The organism is Aminobacter sp. MSH1 (assembly GCF_003071665.1).
Lineage (GTDB): Bacteria > Pseudomonadota > Alphaproteobacteria > Rhizobiales > Rhizobiaceae > Aminobacter > Aminobacter niigataensis.
This window is the reverse complement of record NZ_CP026265.1, coordinates 1,907,501-1,923,023: the sequence shown is the minus strand read 5'-3', so window position 1 is coordinate 1,923,023 and position 15,523 is coordinate 1,907,501. Positions and strand designations below refer to the sequence as shown.

At 58.8% G+C, this 15,523-nt stretch carries 14 protein-coding genes, 1 tRNA gene, 2 rRNA genes and 1 pseudogene (1 of these 18 only partly in view); 12 read left to right on the top strand and 6 right to left on the bottom strand.

From position 1 onward, the window contains the following. Nucleotides 1-602: 602 nt before the first annotated feature. Together CO731_RS29030 and CO731_RS29025 are read right to left on the bottom strand one after the other, a co-directional pair. The gene (locus CO731_RS29030; protein WP_244487908.1) at nucleotides 603-1,556 is read right to left on the bottom strand and encodes an AAA family ATPase; all 954 of its coding nucleotides are present in this window, start codon (nucleotides 1,554-1,556) and stop codon (nucleotides 603-605) included. 45 nt (nucleotides 1,557-1,601) lie between these two features. Then, nucleotides 1,602-1,814, bottom strand: coding sequence for a hypothetical protein (locus CO731_RS29025; protein ID WP_199914581.1), 213 nt, complete (start codon nucleotides 1,812-1,814; stop codon nucleotides 1,602-1,604). A gap of 1,029 nt (nucleotides 1,815-2,843) precedes the next feature. Between CO731_RS29025 and CO731_RS28700 the strand changes: the two genes are divergently transcribed. From CO731_RS28700 to CO731_RS09595, 9 genes and pseudogenes are all read left to right on the top strand, one after another. Then, the gene (locus CO731_RS28700; protein ID WP_159091611.1) at nucleotides 2,844-2,990 is read left to right on the top strand and encodes a hypothetical protein; all 147 of its coding nucleotides are present in this window, start codon (nucleotides 2,844-2,846) and stop codon (nucleotides 2,988-2,990) included. 3 nt (nucleotides 2,991-2,993) lie between these two features. Next, nucleotides 2,994-3,632 (top strand): transposase, encoded by a 639-nt coding sequence (locus CO731_RS09625; protein WP_162244935.1) that lies wholly within the window; start codon nucleotides 2,994-2,996, stop codon nucleotides 3,630-3,632. 183 nt (nucleotides 3,633-3,815) lie between these two features. Then, nucleotides 3,816-4,166 (top strand): annotated as a pseudogene (locus CO731_RS29020) (IS66 family transposase zinc-finger binding domain-containing protein); the annotation flags it as partial. After that, nucleotides 4,163-4,384 (top strand): hypothetical protein, encoded by a 222-nt coding sequence (locus CO731_RS09620; protein WP_055977797.1) that lies wholly within the window; start codon nucleotides 4,163-4,165, stop codon nucleotides 4,382-4,384. The pseudogene CO731_RS29020 and the gene CO731_RS09620, both read left to right, overlap by 4 nt. A 500-nt stretch (nucleotides 4,385-4,884) precedes the next feature. Continuing rightward, nucleotides 4,885-5,838, top strand: a complete 954-nt coding sequence (locus tag CO731_RS09615; protein ID WP_055977770.1) for a histidine kinase dimerization/phosphoacceptor domain -containing protein — start codon at nucleotides 4,885-4,887, stop codon at nucleotides 5,836-5,838. 456 nt (nucleotides 5,839-6,294) lie between these two features. Next, entirely contained in the window at nucleotides 6,295-7,053 is a 759-nt protein-coding gene (locus tag CO731_RS09610; RefSeq protein ID WP_156381282.1) for a hypothetical protein, read from the top strand. A 9-nt stretch (nucleotides 7,054-7,062) separates the two neighbouring features. Beyond that, nucleotides 7,063-7,569, top strand: coding sequence for a hypothetical protein (locus tag CO731_RS09605; RefSeq protein WP_055977779.1), 507 nt, complete (start codon nucleotides 7,063-7,065; stop codon nucleotides 7,567-7,569). Continuing rightward, entirely contained in the window at nucleotides 7,569-8,201 is a 633-nt protein-coding gene (locus CO731_RS09600) for a hypothetical protein (protein ID WP_055977783.1), read from the top strand. The genes CO731_RS09605 and CO731_RS09600 overlap by 1 nt, the downstream gene beginning before the upstream one ends. 4 nt (nucleotides 8,202-8,205) lie before the next feature. Further along, nucleotides 8,206-9,075 (top strand): HEPN domain-containing protein, encoded by an 870-nt coding sequence (locus CO731_RS09595; RefSeq protein WP_055977786.1) that lies wholly within the window; start codon nucleotides 8,206-8,208, stop codon nucleotides 9,073-9,075. Between the two features lie 229 nt (nucleotides 9,076-9,304). On the opposite strand, the gene CO731_RS29290 is transcribed toward CO731_RS09595, so the two are convergent. Then, complete coding sequence (locus CO731_RS29290) at nucleotides 9,305-9,547, bottom strand: helix-turn-helix transcriptional regulator (RefSeq protein WP_244487857.1); 243 nt, start codon at nucleotides 9,545-9,547, stop codon at nucleotides 9,305-9,307. 147 nt (nucleotides 9,548-9,694) lie between these two features. On the opposite strand from CO731_RS29290, the gene CO731_RS09585 reads away from it, so the two are divergent. The 3 genes from CO731_RS09585 (at nucleotide 9,695) to CO731_RS09575 (ending at nucleotide 12,600) form a co-directional block, all read left to right on the top strand. Then, nucleotides 9,695-10,375, top strand: a complete 681-nt coding sequence (locus CO731_RS09585; RefSeq protein ID WP_156381283.1) for a hypothetical protein — start codon at nucleotides 9,695-9,697, stop codon at nucleotides 10,373-10,375. 280 nt (nucleotides 10,376-10,655) lie between these two features. Next, nucleotides 10,656-10,886, top strand: coding sequence for a hypothetical protein (locus tag CO731_RS09580; protein ID WP_055977792.1), 231 nt, complete (start codon nucleotides 10,656-10,658; stop codon nucleotides 10,884-10,886). Then, the gene (locus tag CO731_RS09575; protein ID WP_343207455.1) at nucleotides 10,834-12,600 is read left to right on the top strand and encodes a recombinase family protein; all 1,767 of its coding nucleotides are present in this window, start codon (nucleotides 10,834-10,836) and stop codon (nucleotides 12,598-12,600) included. The genes CO731_RS09580 and CO731_RS09575 overlap by 53 nt, the downstream gene beginning before the upstream one ends. Here CO731_RS09575 and CO731_RS09570 read toward each other — a convergent pair. From CO731_RS09570 to CO731_RS09560, 3 genes are all read right to left on the bottom strand, one after another. Next, nucleotides 12,557-12,633: transfer RNA gene (locus tag CO731_RS09570), tRNA-Met, on the bottom strand. The two genes, CO731_RS09575 and CO731_RS09570, sit on opposite strands and share 44 nt — an antisense overlap. A 208-nt stretch (nucleotides 12,634-12,841) precedes the next feature. After that, nucleotides 12,842-12,956: ribosomal RNA gene (gene rrf, locus CO731_RS09565) — 5S ribosomal RNA — on the bottom strand. Between the two features lie 153 nt (nucleotides 12,957-13,109). Further along, nucleotides 13,110-15,523, bottom strand: a 23S ribosomal RNA gene (locus CO731_RS09560); it runs 400 nt beyond the window's last position.

Genomic DNA, 15,523 nt, shown 5'->3' with positions numbered 1-15,523 from the left:
TACCGACGAAGGGTCGTGACCGGCGTGTTCGATTCCACTCGAAACGCTGTGAGATGGTCGAGAGAATTGTGCAGTCGGCATAAAAAGGGAGTCACGAATCGAGGCGCTTGGCCCATCGCGTCGCGGCTTCCCTACTAAACTCCATGCACGATGCGATGCCAGGGGTCGACCGCTAGGCTTCGTGCTGACGCGGGGACAAGCGCACGACACCCAAGGCTTTGGCCCTTTGTTCCGTATGCTTGCCGACCGGATCGAGGCATTGCTCGCCATCGGCAACGAGATCGCCTGCGCCGGCGTCGAAGCTGTAATCCCCTCCTAGACCAACCGCAAAAAGTCCTGCTCCGCACGACCGGCAAAAATACCGTTGGCGCAATCTCGTCAGCGCCTGTTGTTCAACGAAAACTGGCCGCCACCGCTAGGACAAAACAAAGATTCCTACCTCGGCTTCATAGCACTCGCCTATCGCGCGAACGCTCGTCTGCTCCTTTAGGCCGTGCGAGCAGCGCCAGGCTTGAGCGTCGGCACCTTGCCTGCCGTGGAGAGCGGCTACGGCGGACATGTATCTTGTTCTTCGGGGCGTATTTTTTTCGCCTGAACAATCGTCAATATGTCCCGAGGGGATCGCGCTGAAGCACGCGAACGTCAATGCCGCCATCGTTCGAGCCGGGGCCAATCTCACACGTAAAGCCTTGGTTTTGAAAGATTCTAAATAGCAAGATTTCGAACTCGCGCCATGTGAGCCGATGCTCTGGCCGCTTGGCGAAGTGCGAATACACGCGAGGAACGCGGCCATCGAATTGATCTCGTTTGAAGGATCTTCTTCCCCTCCGCTTCACCGCCTTCGTTCTCTTCGGCCTCGGGTTCGTTCGCCGCAACATGGGGAGCAGCAATCGCTCGACGTTGCCCTCGACGAGCACGGCGCCATCCAAGAAAAACAAATCGCAGTGGCTGAGCCTCAGATCCCTTTGCAGAAAATCGCGATGCTCTGTTTCCTGCGCGTAGAACGCGGAGAGGTTGAGCATTTCGGTGACCTGATCGTTTCCAACTAAGTCGTGCCGGAAGTAGCGGATCGGCTGAAAGCCGCGCTCGTAAAGGATGTGCGGCGAGTGCATCGTAATAATCGCCTGGCCGGCGAATGATCCCCCGACCTCACCCGGCATGACTAGCAAATCGAGAATGTTGCGAATGAACACCTGCTGGAGTTGCGCATGAAGGTGCGCCTCGGGCTCCTCGATGAAAATGAGATGGAGGGGAGCGCGCTTGTCCTCTTCGGCCTTCCAGCGTTCCTGAAGGTCGAGCACTTCGACCACCATATAAATCAGGTTTTTGAAGCCGAGTCCGTTGTAGGTGTCAGGCAGCATGATCGTCTGCGCGCCTTCGCCCACGATATAGTGGACGCGCGCGTCCTGCGTCATGATGGACGCGGGGTTTAGCGCCGACTTGATTTCGAGCTGTGGGTTATTGAGGCCGGGATAATCCAAGCGCCCCAATCGCTCCAACGTGTCCTTAAAAACTTCCGCAAGATGCTTGTCGAGGCCGACCTCAGACTCGAACAGCGCCTTAAGCGCCTGATGGTCGTCCTGACGCTGATCAAGATTGCGCTATAGTGGCTGGTATCCTTCCTTCGCCTGAAACTTCGCATCAAACTGCGTGTGATCGAGGACGAAGTAGCGCAGTTCGTACTCGCGTCTCAGTTCCCCAAGCAGGTAAGCCGACAGCGATTTCGGCCATGGCACATAGTCGCCCGCGCCATGGTCCAGCGCGGCCGCCTTCGCCCGGCCATCATCACGAGCAGCGCGGTAACGCTCGATCAATTCGGCGATTTTCTTCGGCCCGAGTTCTACACGGGCGCCGACGAGCGTTCCGGCCCAATCGGTCGAAGGCAGGATAAAGGTAACGAGATAGAGGTCTTCCGCTCCTAACCTCGAACCAAAGGTCGAGCGAGACGGTAGGAAACTCGAACTCGGCGATCTCGTCCTCTCGTTCGCCGATCTCGTCCAGCAACGGCCAGACATGCGTGCTGAAATCATACAGCGAGAAGGCATCTTTACCGCCCGAGAGAAACATCTGCATCGCCTGCGTGGCAGATGTTTTTCCGCTGTTGTTTCGCCCCAACGAAAATGGAGATGTCAGATGCAAGCTCAACGTGCACGTCCCGAAGCCGCCGGAAATTCCGCAGTCGATAGGAATGTAGATGCATCGTGTCCCCCGGGGGATGGAGACTACCGGCTAACGACCGCGTGGGAATCTTAAACACACACACACGGATTCGGCCGTTTAATCTGGGGATGCGGGCTGTCCCTAGTGTCGTCGGTTTCCGATACAGCTCATGAGCGTCGCTTTCAGAACCCGAATCGCCGAGGCTGAATGTCCGAGATAAGGCAAAGCCTTCGTTCAGTAGGGGTGGCGAAAGCGACTGCTTCGAGTGGGATCGGCCATACCGTACCGCTGAACCTCTGTGCGTGACCGGAGGGAGCACAGTCCCGACCTGAACGTCCCAACACGCAACCCTTTTCAAGAGGCGTTAGATCTGCTGGCCGATCTGCAGCTCAAGCGCTTGTGCATGTCCCCGATCTCCCACCTTATGCGAGGCTGCCGGCTGCCGGAGCAACTATCATGTGCATGCGAAGGTACTGAAATCTCCCATAAAAACCGGGCAGTATGCCCGCGACCGATCGTCATGCACCGGAAAACGCAAGCCATGCCAATGGCTTAACGCGTTTCGGGCATGCGCTTTTATCTCGCCGTCCTCTGTCGTTTCGTAAGCTTCCCGTCCTGGCACCTCGTTGGCGTAGTGCAAAATCGCAGCATGTGGAGTTCCTTCGCAACGTGGAGGATCTCCGGTGAATCTGAAACATTTCGAGAACACGGCACGTCAGTCCTTCTGGGTGGTTCACGTCGAAGCATGGCGTCAGAGCGGGTTGGCGCGCACAACCTATTGCCGTCGTCACCATCTCAACCAGCGTACGTTCGAGCGCTGGCTTGACTAGCTGATGGGCAAGGAGGCGGCGCGTAAACATGCGGAATCGCAGGCACAAGTGCGCCGTGAGCGGCGGCAGAAAGGGCGGGAGAAGAAGCCGCGGCGGCGCCAGAAACGCCGCTTTGGCGCGAGCACGGATGTGCGCAATCGTGCGCTCCAGGCGTTCTGGGCGATGCATGTTGAGGCGAAGAACTGGAGCGGGGTGGGCGTTCGCGAATACGCCGCGGCGCTGCATCTTTCGCCCTATGCATTGCGCCGTTGGCGCGACCGCTTGGACGACGGCGAGGTGGTGATCGACTGGCGCGCGCATCTTCATCCCTCCGTTCGCCCGGCCGTTAGCACTAGTGCTAACGAAACGAGGCCCGAAGGCGGCTTGACAGATGCCGCGACGGACGGGCCGACGCCGCCCCGGCAACCTGCCCGGCGCTTCTTCAGCGACGCGGAAAAGCGTGCCATCGCGCTGGAGAGTGACCAGCCAGGCGTGAGCGTCTCGGCTGTTGCGCGGAAGCACGGGATCGTCACGGAGATGCTGTTCCGCTGGCGCGTGCAGTTCGACGTGGCGCAAAGGAAGCGCGCAAAACTCGCATCCGTGGCGCTACCTGACGACACGCCGGCGGCGGTGGCACTGCAGAGGCTCATGCAGCCGCCCTGACGGGACGATGGCAATCGAACTGCCGGACGGTCGGCGTGTTTTTGCACCTGCAGGCAGTGATCCTGCTGATCCCGATCAGTTGGCGCTCGCACTGGAAGACCTCGATGCCGACATCGCCCCATCCGGGAAAGCATACCGAGCATCCAGACTCCACCATCGGGGCGGCCAGCCCACCGCAAGCCGCTGCCCGATCATCTGCCGCGCGAGGACGTGCGGCTCGACATCGGCGAGGCGACTTATCCGTGCTGTGGTGGCGCGCTCCATGCGATCGGCGAGAGCGTCAGCGAGATGCTCGACTGGGTTCCTGCCCAGCTTCGCGTGGTCCGCATCACCCGCCCGAAATACGCCTGTCGGACTTGCGAGACGGCAGCGCAAGCGCCTGCGCCGGACCGGCTGATCGCCGGCGGATTGGCGACGCCGGCGCTTTTGGCGCAGGTACTGCTCTCCAAATATTGCGACCACACGCCGCTCTACAGGCAGTCGCAGATATTCGCCCGGCACGATGTCGACCTCGCGTGCTCGACGCTCGAATGGCCGAGCTGCCGGTAAAGACACGAGAGTTCCTTGCACAACTACGGGAAGAGGACATCGACACGCCGAACGCCGGCCTGAAGCTCGTAGTAGCGACAATGACGGTAGGAAACGCCGTCAAATGGCTGATCGTTGGCATACTCGGCCTTTTCGCGGGCGTGGTGATGTTCGGGGAAAGCATTGCGCGAATTGTCGCCTGGCTCCGGCCGCCGCCAGAATGATCTTCTGCATAACGAAATTTCGGCATCCTCAAGCCCCGCCGCCGCAAGGTCGCGGGGCTTTTTTGCGTTGGGGAACTATCCAGCCGGTGTTTTGTTTCGAGACCGGAGCGATCCGCACTCCCCTCAGTACGGTCGCTCCAGCAGCGGGCCTATCGCTTCCGCGTCCAACCGGGGGCGGTGGGCCTTTCCGTGAGAACAGGTTGGGGAAATGACCGACGAACCTAGAGAACCGCTCAGCACGGAAGACTTCTTGGTGGGGCGCTTGATGGAAGAAACCGGCATCACGGAACAACAAGCTCGGCGGCTGTCGCTGATCTCGGCTATAACTGGTCATCGCTGTTACGAGAGGCACAGATTTTGGCGAAGAAACGTTAGCTGCCGGTGCTGGAGGCGTCGACCAACCGCACCGATGCCAACCGCGGCCACCGACACCTTCACTCCGTCGCCATTTACGTCATGGTAGCTTTTTGGGACAAGCCGGCAGGGGTTGTGCGCCAAAGATGGAACGACTTCTTTTTCTCCTCCCCGAGAAGCCGCAGCCGCTTTGGGTGAGGTACGCGACAACTACTGCCCTGATGGCGTTCTGCATCGCGGTCCATATCGAACTTCAAAGTCAAACGGGCTTTGTTGGTTTGTTTTTCCTTCTGCTTGGCATTTTCATAGCGGGTCTCTTATTTGATCGCGGGTCGGCTCTATTCGCGACCGCTCTTGGTACCATATTCGCCTATTTCGTCATCAGGCCGATGGCTCCCTTTCCCGGATATATGGCCCCCTGTATGCTGTTCGCGGTAACCGGCGCAGCCATCGGGCTCATCGCCGAAACTCTCCGGACAGAGATGGAAAAGGTGGTGCGGGCAGAAAAGGCTAAGGGTCTGCTTCTGATGGAGCTCGCTCATCGCACCAAGAACAACTTGGCAATGATATCCGCGATCATGCGACTTCAGGCGAGGGACTCCAGTGTGAGCTCATCAGAAGCGCTCACCGATATGGCGGCGCGCATTCAGGTCATGGTGCAAGTTTACGACCACCTCACGATACGCGCAGACCGAAAGGTTGTGGACGCAAGGGAATACTTGGCGGACATCTGCCAGGGGCTCAGCGCATCGATCAGCGGAACAAGCCCGGTTGCCATCAAAGCCGACGCTGACGAGCTGTATATTCACAGCGAACAGGCTGTGCCCATTGCGATAATCGTCAATGAACTCGTGACCAACAGCCTCAAATATGCTTTTCCAGACGGGCAAGCCGGTCTTATCCAAGTTGCACTACGGGTCAACGGTGACGTAGTCCTCTCCGTAACTGACAATGGCGTGGGCCTACACGAGGAGCGGCCTGGAGGGGTTGGCTCCCGCGTCTTGTCGCTGTTGACGCACCAACTGGGCGGGACGATAACTCGTGAAAATCTAGCGGTTGGCTGTCGCGTGACGCTGCTGATGCCCAAGCCGCCTGTATAGCGAAGCGTCCGTCCGTTCATGGCCAGGTCGACGGCCGCAGCACCTCCATCGACCCTCTTGTCCACCGGATTTCCTTCTGAGGTACGGGAGCAAGGTGTGGACCGTGGAAGGCTCTCCCGAGAAAGCAGCGCAACAGGCTGGCCTTGGCTGACTCGCCGACAGCACCCGCTGACTTCGGTGACCCGACGGCTCCACCCTCTACCGAAGGTAGACCAGTGCTTGAGGCCGCGAAGGAAACCCAAACCTGGCCGCACACATGGAGATAATCGTCTTCCGGTGATCAGAGCCCTCGCGCTCCCGATGGTCCTCGGTCCGGCGGCCCCAAAGCTTTCTGGACATCAGGTCCCCCCTCTCGGTCCAAACATTATCTTGCCGCCGACCCATCGAAACACGATTCGAGCGGAGATTTCTTGCCCGAAACAGAACCCCTGATATGTTCGGCAACTGGGGGTGGGCATGGGAATAAATCTGACTACGATTCAAAGACGATTGGCCATGGGCGCGGCGGCCGTCGTCGCCGTCCTGCTGTGGGTGCAAGCAGACAGTGTCGGGCTGGACGAGACACCATGGCTGATCGGTGTTCTGGTTATTCTTGCTCTGCTGTTCCTGGCATTCGCACCTAAGCGCGAAACCGGAAAGACATTTCCGGCCAGTTCCACCGTATCCGCCAACTCCAAAAACATCGCCCCTGCCAGCGCATTCCGTGCTGCCTACGAGATTGTCGAGGCGGAGTTCATGCCTGTCTTCGAAGCTGCCCAGCTTGGCTTAGAAAAGAACACAGTCACGATCATGATGGCAGACAACGTACGTCTGCACGCGGCCAAGCTCGCCTGGATCGCGACCGCCCTGGCGTTGGAGAAGGCATATCCTGGCTTCCGAAAGGGTCACAGATTTGAGTCCCTCGGACTCATCGCCGGGGTCGAGTTCCGGAAACACCTCAGGAGCGTGCCTGGCATGGAAGGCCCCGAAGCGAAGGCCAAGCTTCTCACGATGGCCGCGAAGGAAACGGCCGAATGCACCTTCGCGCTTGATCAGACCATGGCCAGAGTGTCGGCCAATCAGCCGATCCCGATGTCTCCGGTCTTCCAGAGGGTCGAGGCAGGCTTCCCCTTTGCTGCGATGACACGGCAGCAGCTTGCCGCGAACGATGCTCGCCTCGAAGCAGCATATGGGCCCGTTTTCCGGAAAGCCGTACTGGCAGCAAGCGCAGGATAGTCAGGGGGAATGGACATGGCTTGGGTCGCGGCCGCGATGTTCGGTGTAGCAGTCATCTACTTCGCAATTCACTATCCGGGCTTCAGGAAAGTGGTTCTCTGGTGCCTCGCCGGAATCGTCGCTCTGGGAGCTGTCGGTGGCGCATATGCGTACTGGGACTCGGTACGGCAGGCCAAGCGAACGGCTTATGCAAAAACGCTCATCAACGAGCGAGATGTCGACTTCTACGATTTGACAATGGGGTCGAACGGTCTCGGTGGCCACACGGTGAAGGGCACCGTCAGGAACCGCAGCAGCCACATTCTCGGGTCATTTAAGCTGCGGATCATCGTCCAGGATTGTCCCGAAGGGAAATGCGAAACGATCGGAGAGAACGAAATCTGGGAGACCTACATCAACGTCCCACCTGGGCAAGTGCGAGCCTTTGATACCTACGTATCCTTCTACAACATGCCTGCGCCGAAGGCCCAACGATGGAACTATGGCGTGATGGAACTCGAGGCAAAGTTGGATTGATGACAGACTGGCAGACGATTCTTCTAACAGCACTCGTGACGACAGTCGGAACGGGCCTGGTCACGTACCTTGGGTACCGCCTTACAGTCCGAAGAGATAGCGAAGTCGAACGCCTGAGGCACGCCACCTTTCTAGCCGTCCGCGTTTCCGCTGTACTTGATCCCTTTGTGATGAGCTGCGTGGAGGTGGTCGCTGATCGCGGGTATCGTGATCAGCAGGGAGAACTCTGTCCCGACTCGGTGCCGCCAACACTCGAATTGCCCCAGGACGTAGACTGGCGATCGATCGACCCGCTTCTGATGGACCGAGTTCTCTCTTTGCCAAACGAAATTGCGTCAGCCGAGAAAACCATATCGTTCGTTGCCGAGGTGCAATCCGGACCTCCAGATCACGAGGAGTGGTTTGAGGAACGGCGGTTTGCATGGGCAGGATTAGGCCTTTTGGCACTCGATATCGCGAGGGACCTGAGGGATCGATACGAGCTCCCTCAGCGCGATTATAGCCGTTATGATCCGAGAGACGCACTTGAAGCCGCGTTCCGGAAGGAAGACGAGATGCGGATGACGGGAGCCGAGAACGCCAAGCGGATCGTAAAGAAGTTCAAGGCGAAGAAAGCTGGGACGACGGGCTGACCTCATGAAGAACTGGACTGACCAACTCCCGCTTTATGGCTGCCTCACCGGGATCGAGCTTCCTGACAGCGGGTTTGAAGTCATCCCCGGAGTTTCTCTTCGCAGCGTCTTCGTAGACATGTTCGGCACCTCGCTGCTAGCCTTCGCTCCACCTCCGACCCCCAAAGCGCCGCACCCCGGACCGTGGGTTCCTATCAACGGCGGCTACACGTTCAAGAGCCGGGTTCAGGTTTCTATCACCGACGTATCGTCCTTCGACAGCCTGTCGCCTTCCGCAGTCGCGTGGCTGGTTGCAGCGATGCTGCGCCTGCAGCTGCCCTCACCCGTCAGGATGGCCGTGCTCGCCGCTATGCCTTTCGACAAAATGGAGGTCACGCATGAGCCTTGGCCCATAACGTTTGAGAGCGCGACGCATCAGGTCGGGCCATATCGCACCCCCAGCACGGTTGCGAGCGAAGAGGATTTTTTATGGCTGCGCACAGCGCTGCCAGTCGCGTCCCGCCTTTACCACGAGGAGCGATTCTTCAGGGCTTTCTCGGTCTACGACCAGGCGCAATGGAGTCCGACGCTTGAAATGGGGACCGTCCTTGTTTGGACGGCGATCGAAGCACTGTTCGACCTCGGAGGCGAGCGGGAGAAGACCAAGGCCATCTGCCGGGCGCTGGCCGACTACGTGAGCGACGGCCCCTCCGACAGGGACCGGGCCTTTCAAGTCATCCGCGACATGTATGGCATGCGCGGCAGCGTAGTCCACAATGGGGGCCGTGTGGCACCAGAGGACGCGATCCAGTCTTACCAGTTCGCCAAGGTGGCCTTCCGGCGGTGCATCATCGACGGGAAGCTGCCACCCTCTCCACAGCGCGTGCTGCAGTAGGTCATTCGACGAAACCAAGTCCCGACAACGCGCCATAGAGAGACCAACTGGTAAATACTTGATTTTCTTGGCGATTCTTGGCGCTTCCGACAAGGTTCGAACCTGTTACCTCTGCCTTCGGGGGCAGAGCCAGACATACGCTGCCCACCGTTATGAATGAGAGCTGGGTTGAGAAAATGGTCGCAGTGTTGGCGCGGAGCAATGCCTAAATAGGAACCCTCTCCGGGCTTTACGTGCTCTTCGGTCCTGAGGCACGAGGCAGCCGTACACCTGGGCCGCCGCCATTTGCCGGAATGAACTCGATGCCGGCGGTCTCGAACGCTAGCCGAATTACGTCGATCGTCGAACTCTTTAGCTGCTCGCCCCGTTCAAGACGGGCGATCGTATCAGGCGATACCTCAGCGTTTCGAGCAAGGTCTCGCGTTCCCCACCCCAGCGCGACGCGCGCCATTTTGCATTGAATTGCATTCATTTCGTAACGCAGATACGATTTTTGTTGATCTTCAGGCGAATTGCCATTATCGTAACCCTGATACGATTTAATACCTTAGCGGCCGCCAAGGGTGTTCAACCGCCGTTAGCGACCTAACCATAATCTAAGCTGTTTGGAGCTCGGATCATGACTGATTCCGACCATAGCATGAGTTTTCGGCGCGTCACGCGGCGGCTGGCGCTTGGCGGGGTGTTTGTCGTCAGCGGTGGGTGGACTTTTGGCGGGAATGCGCAGGCCCGGGCGACAGCGGCGACAGACGTTGTGCCGACTCCAGCACCAGACCCAGCGGTGGGGGTGTGGCGCAATTGGAATGCCGCATATGAGCAAGCAATGTGGCGCTGTGACCGGCTGCAGGAACTCGAGGCAGCACTTGCCGAGCGAGTGGATGGGCTGTGGACGGTTGTGAGCAGCCCCGGCGGCGAGGAGACCATTGTTTGCTCGAAGGCAGCGCTGGACCGGATTATCGGCGAGCGAACGGACATGGCGGAGATCCGCGCCAAGGCCGAAGCTGAACTCGACGCGCGACAAGCACATTTTGAGGTGGTTGCGACGGAGATCGGCTATTTCGAGGGACTGAGGGCTGAGCAGGCAGGCTTTGCAAGGGTCGCGGCGCTGATGGACGCGCTTTCCGGGACGCCCGCCGTCTCGCTTGCAGGCGTAGTGGGCAAGCTCGATGCGGTGTTGCGCAACGGCGCGGACTGGGAAGATCGTTCGGCCTTTCCCTGGCCACAAATCCGCTCGGCGCGCGAGGATCTGATGCGGATCGGGCGCCAGCTGACACCGCATGCGTTTTTCCCGGGCGGGTAGACGGTGAGGTTTGCCTCTCCCCTGCCCTACCGGACAATTCGCCGGGTGGCTTCATTGCATGTGGCTTCACGGCGGAGCCGGTCACGGTCAAGGCGGGTTGGCGCCAAGGCCTTGACCGGCGTTTCCAGCGTCGCGACAGGGAGCATGCTGCGTCTCCTTCGGAGAACGCGCCGAACGCAGGTCATTGTGCTCCACGTTGCTACGACCGCATTTTCCCCCTTCCCGGCCGGTCAATCTGGCAGCTTCATCCCCGCTTCGACACCACGAAGCGAGGAAGCCTATGGCAGAAGACAACATGACGGCCACCGACGCGTGGCACTACCCGAGCGAGCTCCCCGACAGGCCCAAAACCCATCCGGCGATCCTGGCTCTCGCCTGGCTGATCGGCCGCGGCATGGCAAGAGAGCAATTCGCACACGCAACGGACGCCAAAGCCGCCCCCAACTCTCACGCGGCCAATGCAGAACCACCGGGCGAAAGAGCCGGCGACGGCAATTCCGACACCAGCTAGACCGAGAGCAGTGATCATGACCATGCGCGTAGCACTCTATGCCCGCTACTCTTCCGACCAGCAGCGGGCAGCCTCGATCGAGGACCAGTTCCGGCTCTGCCGCGAACATGCGGCGCGCGAAGACTGGGAGATCGCCGGCATCTACCAGGATGCCGGGATCTCCGGAGCAAGCCAGATCCTGCGGCCCGGCATCCAGAAACTCGTCCGCGACGCCCAATGCGGGTTGTTCCAGCTGGTGCTGGCCGAGGCCCTTGACCGCATTTCCCGCGACCAGGCCGACATCGCAACACTCTACAAACATTTGAAGTTCGCCGGCGTGCCGATCGTCACCCTCGCAGAGGGAGCGATCTCCGAACTGCATGTCGGCCTCAAGGGCACGATGAATGCCCTGTTTCTAGGGGATCTCGCCATGCGGACCCGGCGCGGATTGCGCGGCCGCGTCGAACTCGGCAAGTCCGGCGGCGGGCTGTGTTACGGCTATCGTGTCGTCAGGCGCCTCGGCGAGCGCGGCGAACAGGTTAAGGGTGACCGCGAGATCGACACTGCTCAGGCAGAGGTTGTGCGCCGCATCTTCCGGGAGTTTGCCACAGGCATCAGTCCACGCGCGATCGCCAAGAACCTCAACGACCAGGGTATATCAGGACCTGCCGGCAAGCTGTGGAACGACACCACGATCCGCGGTCATGTCAGGCGCGGCACCGGCATCATCAACAATGAACTCTACATCGGTCGCCTGGTGTGGAACCGCCAGCGCTATGTGAAGGATCCTGCCACCGGCAAGCGTGTCTCGCGCCTCAATCCGGAGAGCGAATGGATCGTCACCGACGTGCCGGAGTTGCCCATCGTAGGCGACGAACTCTGGCAAGCAGTCAAGGCACGCCAGAGCGAGATCGCCGACAGGTCCGTCAACCTGACCACGGCTGTTCGCGCTCACCACATGCGCAATCGGCTGAGCAGCGCCCGCCGGCCGAAGTCACTGTTGTCGGGGCTTGTGTTTTGCGGGTGCTGCGGGGGGCCCTACTCCTTGCGCAGCGTCGACCGCTTCGCCTGCTCCAGCCACACCAGCAATGGTTCATGCCCGAACAAGCGCACTATAGTGCGGAGCGAACTGGAACAGCGGGTGCTCGCCGGCCTGAAGAACAGGATGATGGCGCCGGAGGCAGCCGCAGTTGCAATGAGGGCCTACGCCGAGGAGACCAACCGTCTCAACCGCGAACGCCGCGCCAATGCCGATGGCTGGAACGCTGAACTGGTGAAAGTCGAGAAGCAGATCCGCAGCATCATCGAGGCCATCAAGGCCGGCATGTTTCAGGTGAGCATGAAGGCCGAGATGGACGCGCTCGAGATGCGCAAGGTCGATCTCACGAACCAGCTTGCCGCCGCTCCCCAGGACAAGCCGGACCTGCTGCCGAGCATATCGTCACTCTATGCGCGGAAGGTCGCGCAGCTAACCGAGGCGCTCAACCATCCTGACGACCGGCCGCAAGCCGCAGCAACGCTGCGGTCGTTGATCGAGAAGATCGTTCTGACACCTGGTGCGAAGCGCGGCGAGATCGAAGCTACGCTGTATGGAGAACTCGGCACGATCCTGAACTGGACCGAGCGGCAGGCTGTTGGGCCTGCAAACAAAAACACTCCCGGAGCAAGGCTCACGGGAGTGTCGTTATCAATGGTTGCGGGGACAGGATTTGAACCTGTGACCTTCAGGTTATGAGCCTGACGAGCTACCGGGCTGCTCCACCCCGCGCCACCATTTTCGCAAGCTGTGCCTGCGGATATTCCGGCGATTCCTTGCTTCATGTAGGCATTTGCCCACGCGATTGCGAGGATTTCAGGCTGTCTGCCAATGGAAAGGGCCGCTTGCGCGGCCCGTCTACCCGTTGGCGGGCCTTGGTTTGTATCGAGAAGATTGCAACATCGCGTTGCGATGCGTGGATTTAACGTGCGTTTGGCAGACCTGGCAGCGACTTACTCTCCCGCGTCTTGAGACGAAGTACCATCAGCGCTGGAGCGTTTCACGGCCGAGTTCGGAATGGGATCGGGTGCAGCCGCTCCGCCATAACCACCAGGTCGGCAAAACGCACGTTGTTCGAGAAGCTTTTTGAGCGAAGGAGCGTCAAGAGGCGTCGACAGCGGAGCTGTCGGGTGCCTCTCAGGCTGTTCGCTGGTCTTTGTGTGCCTTTTTATCCTGCCTTTCGGCAGCGATGAGCATTAGGAATGAGAACGATCAAGCCTATCGAACTATTAGTACCGGTAAGCTTCATGCGTTGCCGCACTTCCACACCCGGCCTATCAACGTGGTCGTCTTCCACGGTTCTCAGGGAATACTCGTTTTAAGGTGGGTTTCCCGCTTAGATGCCTTCAGCGGTTATCCCGTCCGGATATAGCTACCCTGCTATGCGGCTGGCGCCACAACAGGTCCACCAGAGATCCGTCCATCCCGGTCCTCTCGTACTAGGGACAGATCCTTTCAATATTCCTACACCCACGGCAGATAGGGACCGAACTGTCTCACGACGTTCTGAACCCAACTCACGTACCGCTTTAAATGGCGAACAGCCATACCCTTGGGACCTGCTCCAGCCCCAGGATGCGATGAGTCGACATCGAGGTGCCAAACAACCCCGTCGATATGGACTCTTGGGGGTCATCAGCCTGTTATCCCCGGCGTACCTTTTATCCGTTGAGCGATGGCCCTTCCACACGGGACCACCGGATCACTATGACCGACTTTCGTCTCTGCTCGACTTGTCAGTCTCGCAGTCAGGCGGGCTTATGCCATTGCACTCGACGACCGATTTCCGACCGGTCTGAGCCCACCATCGCGCGCCTCCGTTACTCTTTAGGAGGCGACCGCCCCAGTCAAACTACCCACCATACATTGTCCCGGACCCGGATAACGGGCCGCGGTTAGACATCCATAGAGATAAGGGTGGTATTTCAAGGGTGGCTCCACCAAGGCTGGCGCCCTGGCTTCAAAGCCTACCACCTATCCTACACATGCCACTACGAATGCCAATGTAAAGCTATAGTAAAGGTGCACGGGGTCTTTCCGTCTAACCGCAGGAACCCCGCATCTTCACGGGGAATTCAATTTCACTGAGTCTATGCTGGAGACAGCGGGGAAGTCGTTACGCCATTCGTGCAGGTCGGAACTTACCCGACAAGGAATTTCGCTACCTTAGGACCGTTATAGTTACGGCCGCCGTTTACTGGGGCTTCGATTCAAAGCTTGCACCTCTCCTCTTAACCTTCCAGCACCGGGCAGGCGTCAGACCCTATACGTCGTCTTGCGACTTCGCAGAGCCCTGTGTTTTTGATAAACAGTCGCTACCCCCTGGTCTGTGCCACCCTCCACATGCTTGCGCATGAAAGGGTCACGCTTCTTCCGAAGTTACGCGTGCAATTTGCCGAGTTCCTTCAGCATAGTTCTCTCAAGCGCCTTGGTATACTCTACCAGTCCACCAGTGTCGGTTTCGGGTACGGTCTATAATGGAGGAGCTATTTCCTGGAACCGCTCCGCTGCCGGGATCAATCCAATAAGACCCGACAACTTGTGCGATCCGTCACTACCTCCAGGCCCACGAATATTAACGTGGTTCCCATCGTCTACGCGTTTCCGCCTCGACTTAGGGGCCGGCTAACCCTGCTCAGATTAGCTTTAAGCAGGAACCCTTGGACTTTCGGCGGGGGTGTCTCTCACACCCCTTACGTTACTCATGTCAGCATTCGCACTTCTGATACCTCCACCGCCCCTCACAGGTACGGCTTCGTCAGCTTACAGAACGCTCCGCTACCGCTTGCAGCAAGCTGCAAACCCTAAGCTTCGGTGTATGGCTTTAGCCCCGGTACATTTTCGGCGCAAAGACCCTTATTTAGACCAGTGAGCTGTTACGCTTTCTTTAAATGATGGCTGCTTCTAAGCCAACATCCTGGTTGTTTTGGGATCCTCACATCCTTTCCCACTTAGCCATAACTTGGGGACCTTAGCTGTAGGTCAGGGTTGTTTCCCTTTTCACGACGGACGTTAGCACCCGCCGTGTGTCTGCCGACTAGTACTCCCAGGTATTCGGAGTTTGGTTAGGTTTGGTAATCCGGTGAGGACCCCTAGCCCATCCAGTGCTCTACCCCCTGGGGTATTCGGTCGACGCTCTACCTAAATAGATTTCGCGGAGAACCAGCTATTTCCGAGTTTGATTGGCCTTTCACCCCTAGCCACAAGTCATCCCGAACTATTGCAACAGTTATGGGTTCGGTCCTCCAGTAAGTGTTACCTTACCTTCAACCTGCTCATGGCTAGATCACTCGGTTTCGGGTCTAATGCGTCGAACTGAACGCCCTGTTCAGACTCGCTTTCGCTGCGCCTACACCTACCGGCTTAAGCTTGCTCGACACACTAAGTCGCTGACCCATTATACAAAAGGTACGATGTCACCATTTCAGGCTCCATCTGTTTGTAGGCAACCGGTTTCAGGTACTCTTTCACTCCCCTTGTCGGGGTGCTTTTCACCTTTCCCTCACGGTACTAGTTCGCTATCGGTCATGCACGAGTACTTAGGCTTGGAGAGTGGTCTCCCCATGTTCAGACAGGATTTCACGTGTCCCGCCTTACTCAAGGACGATTGATCGCATTACGC